11 protein-coding genes and 1 pseudogene are annotated in these 18,612 nt (G+C 74.1%); 1 reads left to right on the top strand and 11 read right to left on the bottom strand.

All coding sequences use genetic code 11. The features are described from left to right. Positions 1 to 65: 65 nt before the first annotated feature. The 3 genes from KRR39_RS22270 to KRR39_RS22260 form a co-directional block, all read right to left on the bottom strand. Complete coding sequence (locus KRR39_RS22270) at positions 66 to 1,112, bottom strand: substrate-binding domain-containing protein (protein WP_436972009.1); 1,047 nt, start codon at positions 1,110 to 1,112, stop codon at positions 66 to 68. An 81-nt stretch (positions 1,113 to 1,193) separates the two neighbouring features. After that, positions 1,194 to 1,943: an ABC transporter permease gene (locus tag KRR39_RS22265; RefSeq protein WP_302053607.1), complete on the bottom strand. Its 750-nt coding sequence runs from the start codon at positions 1,941 to 1,943 to the stop codon at positions 1,194 to 1,196. A gap of 267 nt (positions 1,944 to 2,210) precedes the next feature. After that, positions 2,211 to 3,764, bottom strand: coding sequence for a sugar ABC transporter ATP-binding protein (locus KRR39_RS22260; protein WP_216939545.1), 1,554 nt, complete (start codon positions 3,762 to 3,764; stop codon positions 2,211 to 2,213). Positions 3,765 to 4,004: 240 nt separating this feature from the next. On the opposite strand from KRR39_RS22260, the gene KRR39_RS22255 reads away from it, so the two are divergent. Beyond that, positions 4,005 to 4,763 (top strand): DeoR/GlpR family DNA-binding transcription regulator, encoded by a 759-nt coding sequence (locus KRR39_RS22255; protein WP_216939544.1) that lies wholly within the window; start codon positions 4,005 to 4,007, stop codon positions 4,761 to 4,763. Here KRR39_RS22255 and KRR39_RS25345 read toward each other — a convergent pair. From KRR39_RS25345 to KRR39_RS22220, 8 genes and pseudogenes are all read right to left on the bottom strand, one after another. Then, entirely contained in the window at positions 4,760 to 4,972 is a 213-nt protein-coding gene (locus KRR39_RS25345) for a glycosyl hydrolase-related protein (protein ID WP_254185782.1), read from the bottom strand. The genes KRR39_RS22255 and KRR39_RS25345 overlap by 4 nt on opposite strands. Positions 4,973 to 5,240: 268 nt before the next feature. After that, a pseudogene (locus KRR39_RS25340) lies at positions 5,241 to 7,682 on the bottom strand (alpha-mannosidase); the annotation flags it as partial. Positions 7,683 to 7,812: 130 nt separating this feature from the next. Beyond that, positions 7,813 to 8,625 carry a phosphotransferase family protein gene (locus KRR39_RS22245; RefSeq protein ID WP_216939543.1) on the bottom strand — a complete coding sequence of 271 codons (813 nt, stop codon included), beginning with the start codon at positions 8,623 to 8,625 and terminating at the stop codon, positions 7,813 to 7,815. 665 nt (positions 8,626 to 9,290) lie between these two features. Continuing rightward, the gene (locus KRR39_RS22240) at positions 9,291 to 12,533 is read right to left on the bottom strand and encodes an ABC transporter transmembrane domain-containing protein (RefSeq protein WP_216939542.1); all 3,243 of its coding nucleotides are present in this window, start codon (positions 12,531 to 12,533) and stop codon (positions 9,291 to 9,293) included. Continuing rightward, complete coding sequence (locus KRR39_RS22235; protein WP_216939541.1) at positions 12,530 to 13,858, bottom strand: protein kinase family protein; 1,329 nt, start codon at positions 13,856 to 13,858, stop codon at positions 12,530 to 12,532. The genes KRR39_RS22240 and KRR39_RS22235 overlap by 4 nt, the downstream gene beginning before the upstream one ends. After that, positions 13,855 to 15,120: a glycosyltransferase family 4 protein gene (locus KRR39_RS22230; protein ID WP_216939540.1), complete on the bottom strand. Its 1,266-nt coding sequence runs from the start codon at positions 15,118 to 15,120 to the stop codon at positions 13,855 to 13,857. The genes KRR39_RS22235 and KRR39_RS22230 overlap by 4 nt, the downstream gene beginning before the upstream one ends. Further along, a complete protein-coding gene (locus KRR39_RS22225; RefSeq protein WP_216939539.1) occupies positions 15,105 to 17,282 on the bottom strand; it encodes a phosphotransferase in 2,178 nt (725 codons plus the stop codon). Before KRR39_RS22225 ends, KRR39_RS22230 begins: the two co-directional genes overlap by 16 nt. Then, entirely contained in the window at positions 17,282 to 18,550 is a 1,269-nt protein-coding gene (locus KRR39_RS22220) for an aminoglycoside phosphotransferase family protein (protein ID WP_216939538.1), read from the bottom strand. Before KRR39_RS22220 ends, KRR39_RS22225 begins: the two co-directional genes overlap by 1 nt. Positions 18,551 to 18,612 lie beyond the last annotated feature (62 nt).

Here is an 18,612-nt window from a genome sequence, read left to right as displayed (position 1 = left end):
CGGACCGAGGTCACGGGGCGAGGGTGGGGCCGGCCGAGTCCGCTCGGCCGGCCCCGGAGGCACTGTCAGCCGTTCTCGTTCGCGATGTCGCCGGACTGGAGGTTCTTGTCGATCAGGGCGGGCAGCTGCTCGAGGAAGCCGTCGGGGTCGGTGACCACGTGCTCCATGAACTGGTCGACGTTCTTGCTGGTCACCTCGGGCATCAGGTAGACCGGGTTCACGTCGACCTGCTCCTTGCGGGCGATCTTGGCGGCGACGGCGACACCGGCCGCGAGCTCCACGGTTCCGTGCTGCAGGTTGGTGCCGATGAAGTCGCCGTTCTTGACGGCCTTGAGACCGTCCTCGATGCCGTCCACGCCCACGATCGGCAGCTTCACCTTGGCCTCGCGGGTGGCCTGGAGGGCACCCAGACCCATGTCGTCGTTCTCCGCCACGACCCCGTCGATCTGGTCACCGAAGCTGGAGATCCAGTTCTTCATCTTGTTGACCGCCTCGTCGCGCTTCCAGTTGGCGGTGTCCTTGGCGAGGATCTTCATCCCCGGGTTCTTGGCCAGGATGTTCTCGATGCCCTTGGTCCGGTCGAGCTCCCCGGACTGGCCCAGCGGGCCCTGCAGGACGACGATGTTGCCCTTGCCGCCCAGCTCGTCGGCCATCATCTGCATTTCCTGCTCGCCCGCCTTCACGTCGTCGGGCAGCACGGTGCCGGCGAGCGCGTCGCTGTTGAGGCCGGCGTTGACGGCGAGGAACGGGATGTCCTTGGCCTTCGCGGCAGCCACCTGCGGGCCGAGCGAGTCCGCCTGCACGGGGACGACGATGATCGCGTCGACGCCGGCGTTGACGAACTGGTCCACCTGGTTGGCCTGGGTGCTCACGTCCAGGTTGGCGGAGTTCCACAGGATGTCGATGTCGTTGGCCTTCGCGTAGGCCTCCACGCCCGCCTTGCCGGCGGTGATGAACGAGGACATGTCGTAGACGCTGACGCCGACCCGCAGACGGTCCTTGCCGCCGGATCCGGCGTCGGCGCTGGGGTCACCGGCGCCGCAGGCGGCGGTGAGCATCATGGTGAGGCCCGTGGCGAGCAGTGCGAGGTTTCGCAGGGGACGGTTGAGCACAGCATTCTCCATCTGGTTGTGAGTGGGTGGCGCGGAGGAGTGACGAGAGAGGAGTGGCGAGACAGGCGCCGCTTGGTGCGGCTAGACGCGACGCTTGGCGGACCAGACGTCCACCGCCACGGCGGCGACGATGAGGACGCCCTTGATGACGCTCTGCCAGTAGGCGGGGACGATCAGGATGTCGAGGCCGTTGTTGAGGGTCTGGATCAGCAGCAGGCCGAGCGCGGTGCCCCAGATGCTGCCGCGCCCACCGAGCAGGCTGGCGCCGCCGATGACGACCGCCGCGATCGCGTCCAGCTCGTAGCCCTGCCCGAGGTTGGGCGGACCGGAGATCACCCGGGAGGCCAGCATCACGCCCGAGAGGCCGGCCAGCAGCCCGCTGATGGCGTACACGCTGAACAGGATGCGACCGGTCTTGACCCCGGCGATCTGGGCGGCGACCGGGTTGCCGCCGACGGCGTAGATGCGCATGCCGTACGACGTGCGAGCCATCACCAGGGCCAGGGCCAAGATGCCGACGATCATCACGATCACCGGGATCTGCAGCCCGAGGACCTGGTTGTTGGCGATCTTCCCGAAGTCGCTCGGGAGCCCGTTGATGGGTGCGCCGTGGCCGATCACGTAGGCCAGCCCAGAGGCGGTGGTCAGCATCCCGAGCGTCGCGATGAACGGCGGGACGTTGATCCTGGCGACCAGGAACCCGTTGACGGCACCGGCGGCGAGTCCGACCAGGAGGGCCACCAGGACGCTGAGCCAGAGCTGGTCCGGGTGGCCCTTGACCACGGCGGCGGAGGCCATGGCGCTCACGGCGATGACGCTGCCGACCGACAGGTCGATCCCCCCCGGTGAGGATCACCAGCGTCTGGCCGAGCGCGATGAGGGCGAACGGGGCCGCGGCGATGGCGATCGTCTGCAGGTTGTCCGGCGTGCTGAACCGGGCGCTGCGGTAGCTGAAGTAGGCGATGATCAGCACCATCACCACCACCATGGCGTGCCGGATGAGCTGGTCGCGGAACCACTCGGCGCTGAACCGCTGGGCGGGACCGCCCCGGTCCGCGCCGGAGCTGGCCGTCCCCTGCTCGGGGGCTGTCTGGGTGGTCATCGGTCTTCCTCCTGGAGGGTGGCGGCACGGGAAGGGGCGGTGGCGGGGGAGGTCTCGAGGCCGGCCGCGAGGCGGAACACGGTCTCCTGCACGTGGGGCGCGGACAGTGCCTGGCGGTCCAGCTCACCGGCGACGCCGCCTTCCCTCATCACCAGGACGCGGTGGGAGAGGCTGAGCACCTCCGGCATGTCGGAGGAGGCCATCACCACGGCCATGCCCGCGGCGGCGAGCTCGGTGATGATCCGGTAGATCTCGCTGCGCGCACCGACGTCGACCCCACGGGTGGGCTCGTCCAGGAGCAGGACGTCGACGTGCTCGGTGAGCCAGCGGGCCAGGACGACCTTCTGCTGGTTGCCGCCCGAGAGCGTGCCAACCTGCTGGGACATCCCCCGGCTCCGCAGGTTGACCGAAGCCATGGCCTCCCCCACGGCCCGCCCGCGGGCCCGTTGCCGCAGCCAGCCGCCCACGGTGAAGCTGCTCAGCCGGGGCAACGACCCGTTGTCCAGGACGCTCATGCTCAGCACTGCGCCGGCGCCCTTGCGGTCCTCCGGGACCAGGGCCATGCCGCGCGCGATGGAGCCGGCCGGCGAGTTGCGGCGCACCGGCCTGCCGGCCACGCTCACCTCTCCCGCCGTGCTGCGTCGCACGCCGAACACGGCCTCCAGCAGCTCGGTGCGGCCGGCGCCCACCAGCCCGGCGAGGCCGAGGATCTCGCCGCGACGGACGGACAGGTCGACAGGCTGCGGGGACCCGAGGACCTGCAGCCCGGAGACCTCCAGCCCCGGCTCGACGCCGGCCGGCTGGACGTCGGGGAAGAGGTCCTCGAGCTCGCGGCCGATCATCGCCTCGATGATGTCGTCGTCGCCGACCTCCTCGAGAGGACGGTCCATCACGAGCCGCCCGTCGCGCAGCACGACGACCTGGTCGGCGAGAGCCCGGATCTCCTCCATCTTGTGCGTGGTGTAGAGCATCGCCACTCCCTGGTCGCGCAAGGTGTTGACGACGTCGTACAGCCGCCCGACCTCGCGCTCGGAGATGGCCGAGGTGGGCTCGTCGAGCAGCAGCACCTTGGCACCCCCGCTGGAGTTCTTGGCGATCTCGACCAGCTGGCGCAGTCCGACGGCCAGGCTCCGCATGGAGGCCTGGGGGTCGATGTCGACCCCGAATACCTCGAGAAGCTCCTTGGCCTCGCGGACCATCGCGCGGCGGTCCAGCAGCCCGACCCGGGTGCGGATCTCCCGCCCGAGGAACAGGTTCTCGTAGACCTTCATGTCCAGGATCGGTGCCAGCTCCTGCGGCACGATCGCCACCCCTTGGCGGTGGGCCGCATGGGCGTCGGCGTGAGCCATCGGCTGCCCGCCGATCAGGATCCGCCCGGAGTCCGCCCGCACCTGCCCGGAGGCGATCTTCATCATCGTGGACTTGCCGGCGCCGTTCTCACCGGCGAGCGCCGTGACGGTGCCCGGCTGGAGGGAGAGCGAGACCCCGCGCAGCACGGGTACCCCGCCGAACGACTTGGTCAGCTCATGACACTCGAGTGCTGCGGTCACGGCCTCTCCTCTCCTCCGACGTGCGGCGCACGTCACATGTTCATTGGTGAGAAGTTCACACGTACCAACGTTCGCCGTCAAGAGGTTCGCTCGATAATCCCACCCCGAAACCCGGCAGATTGCTGCTGCTCGGCCTCCTGGAGACCCGCTGACCTGGGGACTTCCTGCACTGTCGCCCGAGCCAGGCTTGTGGTTTCATGTCAATGTTCACAACACACAACACGCCCGCAGGGAGCGCCCATGGTGGTTCGGAGCACCGTCGACCTCGAGGGGAGACGGCAGGCACTCGCCGAGCTGCTCAGCTCAGGGGGCAGCCTGCGCATCGAGGACCTGGCCTCGCGGTTCAAGGTCAGCACCATGACCATCCGGCGCGACCTCCAGGCGATGGAGGACGACGGCCTGGTGCGTCGGGTCCGTGGCGGTGCAGTGAGCGGTGCGGCCAACTTCGAGGCCCGCGAGCACCGGGCCGGGCGGGCCAAGCAGGAGATCGCCCGCAAGCTCGCCGCGCTGGTGCCCTCCGGCGGCGTCGGGATCTGCATGGACGCCTCCTCCACGATCTCGGTGCTGGCCGGCTCGATGCCGCACGCGGAGAACCTCTCGGTCGTGACCGACGGGATCGAGACCTTCCTGACCCTGACGCGCAACCTCCGGGTGCACGCCTACCTGACCGGTGGGCAGAAGGACCCGAACGCCGGCAGCCTCATCGGCCCCGTCGCGTCAGCCGCACTCAAGCAGTTCTCGTTCGCCCGGGCCTTCCTCTCCAGCGCAGCCGTCGACCCCTCCTTCGGGACGAGCGAGTTCAGCGCGGAGGAGTGCGAGATCAAGCGGCTGATGGCCGAGCTCTCCGACCACGTCGTGATGGCGGCCGACTCACAGAAGCTCGGGACCGGCGCCGCGGCGCGATGCCTGCCCTGGGACGGGATCGACCTGATGGTGACCGAGCTCGACGTCTCCGACGCCCGCCTCGACCCGTACCGCGACCACGTGGAGCTGCTCTAGGCGACCGGTCGGCGCACCCAGCGGAGGGTGACGATCTGGAAGGGTCCGAGCCGCAGGGCCACCCCGTCCTCCCGTACGTCGACCGGGCACAGCGTCGCGGCCACCTCGTCGTCGTGCTCGTGCAGGTCGGTGACCCGGACGTCCGCGACGTCGAACCCCGGCCGCAGCAGCACGTCGCTGCGACCGCCGTACGGCTCGTAGACGCGCACCACGACGTCGCCGCTGCGGTCCTCGGCCAGCTTCCACGGCCTCGACCACCGCGTGCCCCGCGACGACCCGGACCACCGGCTCGACGGGTCGGGCGCCGAGGACCGACCGGGTGGGCAGGTGGAACCGGTAGCCCTCCTCGACCGCGGCCGGAAGCTCCGCACCAGCGACCAGCCCGTAGCGGAACGTGTGCGTGCCGCGGTCGGTGTCCGGGTCCGGGAAGCGCGGGCTGCGGGCCAGCGTGAGCCGCACCGTGGTCGGGCTCGGGCCGCGGCGCTCGCCGCTGCGGGAGCGCGCGACGTCGTGGCCGTAGGTGCCGGCGTTGACCAGCGCGACGCCGTACCCCGGCTCGCCGACGTGGATCCACCGGTGCGCGCAGATCTCGAAGCGCGCCGCGTCCCAGCCGGTGTTCGTGTGCGTCGCGCGGTGCACGTGGCCGTAGCCGATCTCCGAGGTGGAGCGGTCCGCGTGCACGTCGAGCGGGAACGCCACCTTGAGCAGCGTCTCGTCGTGCTGCCAGTCCACCGTCGTCTCGAAGTCGACCCGGCGGCTGCCCGGCGCCAGCCGCACCCACTGGTCGAACGTGGACGGCCCCTCGGTGCGTACGACGTGCAGCTCGGCCGTCCCGTCGTCGAGCAGCCGGCTGTCCAGGCAGACCGCGTCGTGCAGGGACGTGACGCGGTGCGTGGCATAGGCCTCGACGTCCCAGGCGTCGAACCGGTTCGGGGTGTCGGGGTGCAGCTGGAGCAGGTTCGCCGGGGAGGTCAGCACCTCGCGGCCGGCGGCCAGGTCGAGGACGGAGACGACCAGGCCGCGGGCGTCCACCTCGACGCGGAGGTGCTCGTTCTGCAGGATCGTGCCGGCCTCGCCCGCGGTCAGCGTGGTCGCCGCACCCGCGGGCGCGACCGGACCGCCGCCCAGCGCGGGCACCCCGTCGACGGCGAACGGGGAGGCGTTGAAGGCCACCGGCACCGAGCCGTCGCCGGCCAGCGCGCGCAGCGCCGTGCCGATGACCGTCTCGAGCGCGCCGGCCAGCTCGGCGTAGGTCGCGCGGGCCTCGCGGTGCACCCACGCGATCGAGCTGCCCGGCAGGATGTCGTGGAACTGCAGCAGCAGCGTCGAGCGCCAGAGCCGCTCGAGCTCGTCGTAGGGGTAGGCCGCCCCGGTGCGCAGGGTGGCCAGGGTGCACCACAGCTCGGCCTCGCGGAGCAGGTGCTCGGTGCGGCGGTTGCCCTGCTTCATCGCGATCTGCGAGGTGTAGACGCCGCGGTGGTACTCCAGGTACATCTCCCCGGACCACACCGGCGCGTCGGCGTACTCCTCCTGGGCGCCGACGAAGAACTCCGCCGGCGACTCGAGCCGGACCCGGGGCATGCCCTCGAGGTCGGCGAACCGGTGCGCCCGCTCGACCATCTCCCGGGTCGGGCCGCCGCCCCCGTCGCCGTACCCGAAGAGCAGCAGCGAGCGGGAGGCCGGGCCGGCCTCCCGGAACTCCGACATCCCCCGGGCGAGCTCGGCCGGCGTCACCTCGGCGTTGTAGGTGTCCGTGGGCGGGAAGTGCGTGAACACCCGGGTGCCGTCGATGCCCTCCCACCAGAACGTGTGGTGCGGGAAGTCGTCGGTCTGGTTCCAGGACATCTTCTGGCTGAGGAACCACTTCTTCCCGGCCAGCCGGGCGATCTGCGGCAGCGAGCCGGTGTAGCCGAACGAGTCGGGCAGCCACACCTCGTCGGTCTCGACGCCGAGCTCCTCGGCGAAGAACCGGGTGCCGTGCACGAGCTGTCGGACCAGCGCCTCGCCGCCGGGCAGGTTCGTGTCGGACTCGACCCACATGCCGCCGACGGGCACGAAGTGGCCGGACTCCACGCCGGCCCGGATCCGCTCGAAGAGGTCGGGGTGGTGCTGCTGCATCCAGGCGTACTGCTGCGCCGACGAGCAGGCGAACCGCAGGTCCTCGTGCTCCTCTGCCAGCGCGAGGACGTTCGCGAAGGTGCGCGCGCACTTGCGGATGGTCTCGCGGACCGGCCACAGCCAGGCCGAGTCGATGTGCGCGTGGCCGGCGGCCGAGACGAGCGGGGCGCTGGCGTTGGCGGGTGCGGCGAGGACGTCGGCGAGCCGTCCGCGGGCCGCGGCGGCGCCCCCGGCCAGGTCGTTCACGTCGAGCCCGTCGGCCATCGCCTGGAGCGCGGTGAGCACCCGGGCGCGGCGCGGGTCGCCCTCGAGCATCGAGGTGACCGTGCCGAGCAGCACCTCGACGTCGTGGCCGAGCGCGCGCACCTCGGTCTCGACGGCGACCAGCTCGGCCCGGGCCAGCCGGTAGAGCGGGTCACGGGGAGCGGTCAGCACGTCGCCCAGCGGGGTCCGCGGGAAGCCCGCGACGAAGACCGTGGGGTTGGCGGCCGCCTCGACGTAGACGTCGACGCGGTCGCCGGTCACCGGGACGTAGGACGTGCGCGGCTCGATGCCCTTGAGGACCCGGCCGTCCGCGGCGTAGGCCAGCCCCTCGGCCTGGAAGCCGGGCGTCGCGGCGGTGAAGCCCAGGTCGACGTGCAGCTCGACGGTCCGGCCGCGCAGGGACGCCGGCACGTCGCCGGTCAGGTGGAACCAGCTGGTGGACCAGGCGGGCCCCCAGGCCAGGCCGACCTCGCACGGCTCGAACGGGCGTCGTACGACGTCGGCGAACGGCTCGGGCTCGCCGGCGAGGTGCTGCACCTCGACCGCGACGGGATGCCGGTCGACGTACGTCGCCGAGCGGATCCGGCTCAGGGTGCGCTCGATGCGGAGGACCGGGTCGTAGAGGTTGCGGTGCACGCCGCCACCCTCGCACGTCGGTGGCGCGGCCTCAGGACCGTGGCGCGTCCCGGTCCAGGAGTCCGCCGGTGCCGATCTGGTGCACGAGCAGGGTGAGCCGTTGCTCGACGCGGGCCACCCGCACCTTGGTCCAGGCGTGCAGCAGGGTCGTGAGCAGGTCGCAGGTCTCCCACAGCAGCACGCGGTCGCGCGAGACCGGCGTCCATCTCTGGTAGTCGGCCAGGAATTGCTCGCAGAAGTCGTCGACGAGCGCCAGGTTCGCCTCGACCCACTCCGGGGACGGCACCGGGGCGTCGGGACCGAACGCGGAGATGCCGGTGTCCCGCAGCTTGGCGCGGAACCTGCCGACGTCGAGCGCGGGCTCGGCCATGCAGGCGCCGTCGAAGTCGACGAACGCGACGTCGTCCCCGTCGAGCAGCACCTGGGCCGGCCGGAAGTCGTGGTGCGACGGCACGACCGGGTCCGGGTCGGTGTCCGCGGCCAGCTCGGTGAGGCGGCTGACGAGCGGTCGTGCGGCGGCGGCCAGCTCGGGCACGCTGGTCGCCAGCCTCTCGACGACCTCGCGCACCTTGTCCAGCTCCTCCTCGAGCGTGTCCGTCCGCCCGTACGACGCACCCGACCGGTGCACCGCGGCGAGCCCTCGCGCGGTGGCCGTCAGCTGCACCCGGAACGCGTCGAGCCGGTCGCCGGTCTCGACGATCGCCTCCCGGGCCAGGTCCTTGAGGAGCCGGTCCCCCGGCACCGGGCCCTGCACCAGGATCCGCTCGTCCGCGAGGTATCCCAGCGGCTCGGCCAGCCGCACGGCCGCGGCCCACGGTCGTGGGGGCTGCCAGAGCGCGTTCATCGCCTCCCACGCGGACTCCCCCCTTGTCGCCGTGGTGGGTCTTGACGACGACCCGGTCCGGCGGCACCGGGTCGGTCGACCGGTCGGCGTAGGTCAGGCCGACCACGACCGTGCAGCGGCTCCCGGGCTTGTAGCGCACGACGACCGGGTCGCAGGTGGCGATCGTGGCGTCCCGGTAGCCCGCGTCCCGCAGGACCGGCTCCAGCAGTCGTGCCGCCCGGGTCGGGTCGGCCAGCTGCGGCAGGGCGGGGAGCGCGTCGTCCGCGGTCTGCACCTGCAGGTCGAGCCTCGGATCGGGCAGCGCGCACCGCCACCCGGGATCGCCGAAGGGGACCTCGGGGTCGCCCTCCGTCGGCGTCGGCTGCCGTCCGGGCGGCCACAGGTTGCCGACGAGGACGACGTCGCGCGGCGCACCTCCCGGCTCCGCGACCACGACCGTGTAGCGCGCCCGCCACTCGTCGTCCTTGGCGCGCAACCGCTCGGGCGAGCAGGCGAGCAGCCGGAGCCGTCCGTCGCGGAGCTCGGGCACCCGGCGGGCCAGGCCCGCGCAGAGCCGCGGCGCGTCCATCCCGGCGGCCAGCCACTCGGGCAGCCGGCCGAAGGCGGCGAGGGATGCGACGACCGAGGTCGCGTCGTAGGTGGTGGTCACGGGCGGTGCTCCTTGCCTAGATGTCGTCGAGCAGGGACAGGGCGAGCTCGAGGCGGTGGCTCTTGAGCTGGCGGCAGGAGTTGAGGGCCGCCCGGGCCAGCGACGTGGTCATGAAGAACGTGATGCGCTCCGGGTCCGGGGACGGCCCGGTGCCGCCGGACGCCTCGAGGTACCCGCCCACCAGCTCCTGGGCCAGGCGCTCGAGCGTGTCGCCCGGGGCCGGGTCGCCGTACCTGCCGGCCAGCAGCAGGAGGTGGGCGAGGTAGCGGCCGAGGTCCTGCGCCGGGTCGGCCCAGCAGAGCGTGTCGAGGTCGAGCACGGCCGGCGTGCGCCCCGGGCACAGCAGCACCTGCGACGGCGTGAAGTCCCCGTGCGACAGGACGAGCTGCGCGGGCTCAGGCGCGTCCCTCGACGCCCAGTCGCCGCTGACGACCCGGGCCGCCACGTCCGGCCAGACCCCCGCGACCAGGTCGAGGTCGCGGCGCAGGGTGGCCAGCTCGTCCCGCGGCAGCCGCACCGGCGCCTTGGCCACGTGTGCCGCGTGCAGCGACGCGAGCGCGCGGCCCGAGTCCCGGACGGCGGCGTGCAGGGCAGTGCCGGCCGGCGCGGTCGAGTCGCCGGTCGGCGCCAGGGCGGCCTTGAGCAGCCGCGGCACGACCGCCTCGCCCGCGAGCTCGGCCGTGACCAGCAGGCGCATGCCCCGGACGTAGGCGACCGACGTCGGGAACCGCGCCGGGAACGGCAGCCGTCTGCCGCGGTCCCGCACCAGTGCGCGCAGGTACCCGTCGACCCGCGCCCCGCTGTCGTCCGGGTAGACCTTGCCGTAGAGCGTGCGCCGGGGCTGGCCGTGCGACGGGCCGCGCCCCGAGACGAACCGGTACCGCAGCGTGCACGCGCCCTCCCGCGGGCGGTGGGCCACCTCCACCGACGGCCCCGCGCCGGTCCGGGTGGGGGCGAACCCCCGCAACGCCCCCGCCCCCATGGCACGGGCCAGCGTGGGGAGGTCCGCGTCCACGGGGAACCCGGTCAGCGCGAGCCCCGCCTTCTCCACCACCGCGGTGGGGCGTCGCCACGGCCCCGCCCGCGACGTGGACAGGTCGACCAGGGACGCCCGCGCGGACGCCGGGTCCCGGTGCACGCGACCGCTCACCTGGAGCTCGTCGGGCTCGTCGCCGCGCTCGGCGCCGGCCCGCACGAGGTACCGGAGCCCGAAGGTGCCGTCCGCGGCCATCCAGTGCTTCTCCGCCGTGATCCGCTCGATCTGCGCGCCCTCACGCAGCAGGTCCCGCCGGATGCGGTCCGCGACGAGGTCGACGTCGAGCGCCCGTGCGACGCCGGGGAGCCGGGCCAGCAGCGGGCGCAGCAGCGGGTCGGCGGCCGGCCGGTCGACGTACGGCGCCGGGGTGGTCCCGACCGGCTGCCCGACCGGCTGCCCGACCGGCTTCGCGACCGGCGGCTGCAGGAGGTCCGGCGGCGGCTCGCGGCGTTCGTCCTCGACGACCCGGCCGTCGGAGACCCGCAGGACGCGGTCCGCGCACGCGACCAGCGCGGGGTCGTGCGAGACGACGATGGTCGTCGCCTCGCTCATCAGGCTGCGCAGGGCTTGCACCACGACGTCGGCCGACTCGCGGTCGAGCCCCGTCGTCGGCTCGTCGAGGATCAGGATCGGCGCCTTGCGGATGAACGCCCGGGCGATGGCCAGACGCTGGCGCTGGCCCCCGGACAGGGTGGCTGCCCGCTCGCCCAGCTGGGTGGCGTAGCCCTCGGGCATCGCCATGATGAAGTCGTGGGCGTTGGCCAGCCGGGCCGCCGCCTCGATGTCCCGGTCGTCGGCCTCGACGACCCCGTAGCCGATGTTCTCGGCCACGGTGCCGGTCAGCAGCACGGTGTCCTGCAGGACCACGCTCACCTGCGCCCGGAGCGACTCCAGGGTCAGGGACCGCACCGGCCGACCGTCCACGAGGACCTCGCCCTCGTCGGTGTCGTACAGCCGCGGCACCAGCCCGGCGATGGTGCTCTTGCCGGCGCCGCTCGGGCCCACCAGGGCCACCACCTCGCCCGGCGAGACCTCGAAGTCGACGTCCTTCAGCACCGTCGCGCGACCGGCGCTCCTGGTCCCGTCCTCGCGCTCGACGGGGTAGGTGAAGCCGACGTGCCGGAACGCGAGGCGGCCGCTGAGCGGCGGGGCCACCACGGCGTCCACGGCGTCCTGGACGACCACCTCCCGGTCCAGGAGGTCCACGATCCTGTCGACGCTGGCGAAGACCTTGCCGACCTTGTACCACTCACCGACGATCTTGCGGGCCGGCCGGAACATGTTCTGCAGCAGCAGGACGAACAGCACGAGGGTGCCGACGGTGATGGCGTCGTGGTCGACCAGCCACACCCCCAGCCAGATGACCGCCGAGATGCACAGCGCCTCCAGCAGCGCGATGGCGAAGCTGAACCGCGCCTGGATGTTCGCGGACGTCAGGGACGCCTGCATGCTCTGCTCGGTCTGGCCGGAGAACCGGGCCAGGTCGACGACGCCCCGCCCGTAGCTCTGCACCAGCCGGATCGAGGTGAGCATCTCCTGCGTCGTCGAGGCGAGCTCGCCCTCCCGGGTGCGCTGCGTCTTGGCCGCGACCTTGATCCGGCGCGAGTAGTGGTTCGACACCACGGCGAGCAGCGGGATCACCACGATCGCGACGACCGCCACCTGCCACGACCGGTAGAGCAGGAAGGCGAAGCTGCCGACCAGGACCATCAGGCTGCCCACGATGTTGCTGACCGACTTCACCACGAAGTCCTCGAGGACCAGGACGTCGCCGGTCACCCGGGTGAGCACGTCTCCGGTGCGCCGCTTGTCGTGGTAGGCCAGCGGGAGCCGCTGCAGGTGGGAGTACATCGCGACCCGGATCCGGTAGCCCAGCGACCGACCGGCGCGAGCCAGGCTGACCTCGGTCAGCGAGTCCGCGGCGCTGTTCGCCGCGGCCAGCAGCAGGATCGCGACCGTGAGCACCAAGATGGTGGTGACCCGCTCCGAGAGGAGTCCCGCCGAGGAGCCCGGCGTGGTGAGCGGGGGCTTGTTCCCCTGCAGGAAGTCGACCAGGTAGGAGATCGGCCAGGGTTCGACGACCGCGGTGGCGGACTCGATCGTCAGCAGCAGGAAGCCCACGACGTAGGGCTTCCTGCTGCCGGTGAACTGCTGGAAGATGCGCAGCGTGCGCCGCAGGTCGCCCGCGCGGTCGCTTCCAGGAGTCGTCGCGACGTGGCTCATGGCGTCTCCGTGAGGCCGTCCAGGCAGGCCTCCGCCTCTCCCGCCAGGACGAGCGCGACCGGCGAACCGGGCGCCCGCGCCCAGGCCCGCAGCGCCTTGCGCTCCAGCGCTACCGCCTCCTGCCAGCCGATCCGGGCAGGCGAGACCTCGCACCCCCGGGCCTCGAGGTACGACGCCAGGAACGCTGCTCGCAGAACCGGGAGCACCTCACCCAGGCGGCACGGGTCCGCGCCCGAGCTCCGCAGCGGGAGCTGGCGGAGCGAGGCGAGGAACGTGCCCACGTCCATAGCCTGGTCCGCCACCGCCAGGTGGTCCAGGTCCATCAGCAGCACGTGCCGGCGACCCAGCAGCACCTGGCTCGGCTTGAAGTCCCCGTGCACGGTGCCCGGGACGGCGCCCGGCACCTGCTCCCGGGCGGTCCGCAGCCGGTCCGCGAGCCGCACGAGCGCGGCGCCCGTCCGGGGATCGGCACCGGCGACGCCCAGCGCACGGTGGGCGAACCGCTCCACCTCGGCGTCGGCCGACCGCGCCCGCCCGGTGTCGGGCGGCATCCGGTGCAGGTCGGCCAGCGCGCGGGCGGTGCGCACCGTGGCCTCCGTCGCCGCCGCCACCCCGCCGGGCGTGGCGAGGGACCGGCCCAGCAGCGCCTCGAGCGGTCGGCCGGCCACGGCTGCCTGGACCACCACGCCGTCCGCGGGCAGGTGGGCGACCGTGGCGGGGATCCGGAGCACGTCGCACGTGCCGGCGTGCTCCGCCAGGGCCGGCGCCTCCGCGACGACGGCGGCCGCCTTCCGGGCGTCGTGGTAGACCTTCGCGACGTACGCACCGGCCGCACCGGCCGCACCGACGAGGTCGACCCGCAGGGTGACGCGTCTGCCCGGCCGGTAGCGGATCGGCGCGGTGCGGCACCGGACGCCGTGCGGAGCGTCCGGCAGCGCCGTGCCCCGCAGGGCGTCGGCCAGGGCCGGCCCCAGGTGGGCGGGGTCCATGACCCGTGGCAGCCTCGGCAGGTCCGGGTCCTCCGGGAAGACGCTGATCCGGAGCCCGGGCGCCACGACGAGAGCCCGGCCGACCCCGACGTCGCCCTCGGCGACGAGGTCGCCGCGGACCCAGGCCCCGTCGTGCTCGTAGAGCACGGTCGCCCGGACGCCCGGCTCGTACTTCGCATCCAGCACGTGGCAGGTGCGCACCCGGCCGCCGAGCGCGTCGGCCAGCCGTGGACCCATCACCCGCGGGCGCAGGATCTCCGCGAACCGGTCCGCCTCGGGTCGTGCCGGTCCCAGGGCGGCGGCCGGCCCGGCGAGACCGCGTGGCGCGGTGGTCATCGGGCGGCCTCCGGGACCGGGGCGCCGGCCCTGAGCACCCGTTCGAGGCAGGAGGCGGCCTCGTCGGTGTCGTAGCCCCGCTCCACCGTCTGCCGGGCGGCCGCGCCCAGCCTGGTCCGCGACCCCGCGTCGGTCAGCACCCGGGCGAGCGAGTCGGCGATGCCGGGGACGTCCCCGGGCTCGGCGAGGAGGCCGTTCACGTCGTGCGCGACGAGCTCGGTGATCCCGCCCGCGGTGGTGGTCACCACGGGCAGCCCGCACGCCATCGCCTCCACGAGCACGTTCGGGATCCCGTCCCGGTCGCCGTCGGCCAGCACCCGCGGGGTCAGCGCGAACGCGGTGGCGTCCCGCAGCGCCCGGACGACGGCGTCGCTGTCCTCCGCCCCCGGCAGCTCGACGTCGCCGGTCAGGCCGAGCTCGTCGCGCAGCCGGACCAGCTCACCGAGCAGCGGTCCGTCACCGAGGACGCGGACCTGGAACCGCAGCCCGCGCTCCTTGACCAGGCGCAGTGCGCGGAGCAGGTCGGGGAACCCCTTCTTCTCGACCAGCCGGCCCACCGACACCAGGAGCGGGACCGGGCCCGGGGCCGGGTGCCCCGAGGGCGCGAACCGCCGCAGGTCGACGCCGTGGTGGATCACCCGCACCGGCGGCCTGTCCCCGGGCGGGACCACCGACTCGATGTAGGCGGCGTTCACCGCGCAGCACGTCACCACGGCGGTCGCCTCCCGGGCCCGGGCCGCCAGGCTCTCCGGGGGGATCTCGAACAGGTCGCGGGCGTGCGCGGTGAAGCTGAAGGGGACGCCGGTGAGCCGGGCGGCGAGCATCCCGACCAGCGCCGGGTCGTGGGCGAAGTGCGCGTGCACCCGGACCGGCTCGTCGCCGTGCGCGCGGATCTCCCGGACGACGGCCGCGAGGGACGTCGCGTGCCGGAGGCACTCGAGCGCCGAGCACTCGCCGTACCCGGCGGCCAGCCGCGGGTGGCGCAGGCACTCGAGCAGCGCGCGCAGCGACCGGACCGGCGCGCGGACGCACGAGGCCAGCTGCCGGCGGACGCTGCGCGCACCGTGCTCGAGGTCGTCGAGGTAGCGCACCTCGGCGCGCACGTCCGCGACCTGCGGCTGGACGATGACCTCCCCGGAGCGCACCAGGCTGCAGACGACCAGCTCCAGCCCCCGGCGCTCCAGTGCCAGCACCTCGTTCACGATGAAGGTCTGCGAGAGCCGGGGCCAGCTCCGGACCACGTAGATCACCCGCTCAGGCATCGCGCCCCCTCGGCGAGCGCTCGCCCGACCTCGTCGGCACGCCGCGCGGCCGGGACGGGCTGCTGGGGTCCGGTGCCGACGGCGTACTGCTTGGCGATCTTGAGCCACGTGTAGGCGGAGAACGCGCCGCGGCTGCCGGGGTCCCGCCAGCCCGTCGCTCCCACGTACTCCGCGAGGAAGGCGTCCCGGGCGGCTCCGCCCCCGTCCGGGGACAGCAGCCCGAGGTAGCAGCAGAAGTGCGCGACGTCGAAGGTCGGGTCGCCGCTCCGCGCCTCGTCGAGGTCGATGACCGAGAGGTCGCCGCCGACGAGCACGTGCCCCGGGTGGAAGTCCTTGTGGATCGGCACGACGGTCACCCCGGTGGCGGCCCGGGCCGCGGCCAGCCAGGCCTGCGCGAGCTCGTCGGCCTGCGCGGCCAGGCGGGGGTGACGGTCGCCGATCAGCCACGCCCACTCCCGGGTGCTGCGCGCCTCCTGGTCCAGCGAGAGGGTCCGCGGCAGGCGTACGTCGGACGCGTGCAGGCGCGCCAGCCACCGCGCGGCCCGGCGGGCGCCGTGCACCGCGCTCGCGGGCGGCGTGAGCCGGTGCAGCGGGAGTCCCTCGCAGTGCCGGTAGACGACCAGCCGCAGGTCGGGGACCCAGGCGACCGGGGCGGGGACCCGGAGCGGTCCGTCGGCGAACGGCCCGGCGTCGAGCTGGCCGAGGTGGTCGTAGAGCAGCTGGGCGCGCCGCTGCTCGGTGAACCGCTTGGCGACGACCGACACCGGCGCGGCACCGTCGAGACCCCGCACGGAGTACCGGACGACGCTGCGCCCGCCGTGCGCGGAGCGGAGCTCGGTGGCCGACTCGACCACGACGGGCGTCCCGCACCCCGCGCGCCGGGTCACCGCCTCTCGCAGCACCCGGGTCATCTGCCGGACGTCGAGCGGGTCGGCCACCGTCGACGCTCCCGGGTGGCGGTGACGGTCCAGCAGGTCCGAGGCTGCGTCGACGAGCGCGGGCAGCCGTCCCCACGCGGCCACCTCCAGCCGCCGATAGCGCCGCAACGCCACCTGCAGCAGCCCGGCGGCGTGCCACCACGCGAGCGCCGCCGGGTCCGGGTCGCCGGCCCCGGCGGCGTACCCCGAGAGGAAGGCCTGCTCCGCCCCGAGCAGCGTGGTGCGCCGGCCGGGGCTGCGCACCGCGCACCAGCGCAGGTGGGCCAGGGCGGTGCCCAGGTCCGCGCACGGGTCCGACCTGCGGGCGCCGTCGGTGTCGAGGACCACCAGCCGCCCCGCGGGAGAGCGGAGCACCTGCCCTGCCCGGAAGCCGCCGTGCGCCAGCACCTCGGCGGGGGGCGGCGGAGGCCGGGAGGCCAGCCGGTCCAGCAGCTGGCTCGCCCGGTCGGCCGTGGCGGGGTCGCAGACCCGGGCGGCGGCGAGCAGGGACTCCAGCGCGGCGAGCTGCTCGGACGGGCACCACCGGCGCGCGGGAGCGGCCCGGTGGGCGTGGAAGGCGGCGAGCAGGGCGCCGAGGTCGTGGGCGACGCGCAGCCGCCCACCCTCCGTCGTCCCCGGTCCGGCGATCAGCGTGGACACGGAGCTCCCGGGCACCGCCTCGGCGACCATCGTCTGCTGGTCCGGCCAGACCGACACGAGCCGCGGCACCAGCACCGGCCGGTCGTCGACGGGAGCGGCCAGCGCCTGCTGCACGCGGACCGCCTCGACGAACGGGGCGGGCGCCAGGACCTTGGCGTACAGGGCCGTCCAGGTCGTCCCGGTCCGGACGTCGTAGCGCAGCACGCACCTCGAACCCGGCCGGTAGCGGACCGCCTCGACCCGGCACGTGCGGACCGGGCCGTCGAGCCGCGGCGCCAGCAGGGCGCACACCTGCTCGGGGTCCGCGGCGCCCGGCAGGCCGGGCAGCCCGGCGTCGTCGCGGTAGTCGTGGCGCGACCAGCCGTCCGGCCGTACGTCGACGGACACGAACGTCCCGGCCCCGCTCGGGTCCCGGAGCCGCACGACGAGCCGGCACCGCTCGCCGGGTGCCCACTGGAGGTCGTGCAGCACGTACGGGGCGGTCGTCCAGGCCGCGGGGAGCGCGTGCGGCAGCAGCCGTAGCGCGGGGTCGAGCCTCGCGAGGCGGCGGGCCGTGGAGGTGTCGAGCGTCGCTGGTCCGGCCATCAGGAGCCTCGCGACGCCCGCAGGCCCTCGACGACGTCGGCGACCCCGCCGCGGGCCCGGTCGGCCCAGTCGACGTCGTGCACCGGGAGGCGGCGCGCGGTCATCCGGAGCCGGAACAGCGCCGTCCAGAGCCGGGCCCGGCCCCACCGGGCCGGGTCGCAGGCGCCGTACCCCTCGCGGAACGACCTGCCGAGGACGGTGGCGGCGGACGGGTCGGGGCACCACCAGTGCAGGTCCGCCAGGAGCTTGCCGAGGTCCCTCGCCGGGTCCGCCCACGCCGCCCGGTCAAGGTCGAGGACCGTGAGCCGGTCGTCGCCGACGACGAGGTTGTCCGACTTGAAGTCGCCGTGGCTGACGACCGCGGCCTCCCCCGGCATCCGGTCCAGCTCCTCGACCACTTGCTCGACGGCGTCCTCGTAGGCCGGGCCGACGTCCGGGAGCAGCGCCCGCACGTGCTCGCCGGCCCGGAGCGTCTCCTCCGCCTCGACGTGCACCGCCTCCGGCCCGCCCCTGTCCCGCAACGACTCGGGCCCGGTCGGGCTCTCGTGCAGCACCCTGAGCACCCGGCCGGCCTGGGCGACCGCCCGCACCGATCCGTCCGCGCGGGGCGCCCGCAGCCGCGTCGACAGCGGCACCCCGGGCACGTTCCACCAGAGGGCCGCGGCGTCCTCGGCGACGTACCCCAGCGGCAGCGCGACCGCTGCGTGCACGGGGTGCTGGCCGACGAGGTCGCGCAGGTACGTCGCGACGGCGACGGCGCGCGCACCGGAGCAGTCCCGGTCCGTCTTCACGTACATCCACGGGTGGCCGTCGAGCCGGACCCGCTCGACGTGACGTTGCCCGGGCCGGTACCGCACGGTGTCGACCGTGAGCTGCCGGGTGGCGAAGCGGCGCCCGCACAGGTCCGCGACCAGGCCGGCGAGGTGGCCGGGGTCGGCCAGCCGCGGCAGCTGCGGCATCGCCGGGTCGTCGGGGCAGATGCGGACGACGATCCGGCCGTCCTCGGAGGCCGTGACCAGCCGCTCGAAGGGTGGCTGGGGACGCCCGGTCCCGGGCATCGCGGACGCCGCCGGCTGCCGGTCCACGGACCAGGTGACGGCCAGGTGCCGGGCGCGGACCCCGTCCTCGCCGGCGGTCGGCGGGGAGGGCCGGGCGGGCGCCAGGCGGTAGTAGGCGGTCAGCTTGCGGCCCGGCTTGAACTTCGACTGCAGCAGGTCCAGCCGCCAGGCCCCGGCGTCCGACAGGCACTCGCCGAGCAGCTCGCCCACGCCGTGCCCGAGCGGGTCCGCGCACAGGCGACGTACCGGGTCCTGCCCGAGGGTCCCCCCCC

It is taken from the genome of Nocardioides panacis (genome assembly GCF_019039255.1).
GTDB lineage: Bacteria > Actinomycetota > Actinomycetes > Propionibacteriales > Nocardioidaceae > Nocardioides_B > Nocardioides_B panacis.
Note: the sequence above shows the minus strand (reverse complement) of the source record. Positions and strands in the feature narration are given on the sequence as shown.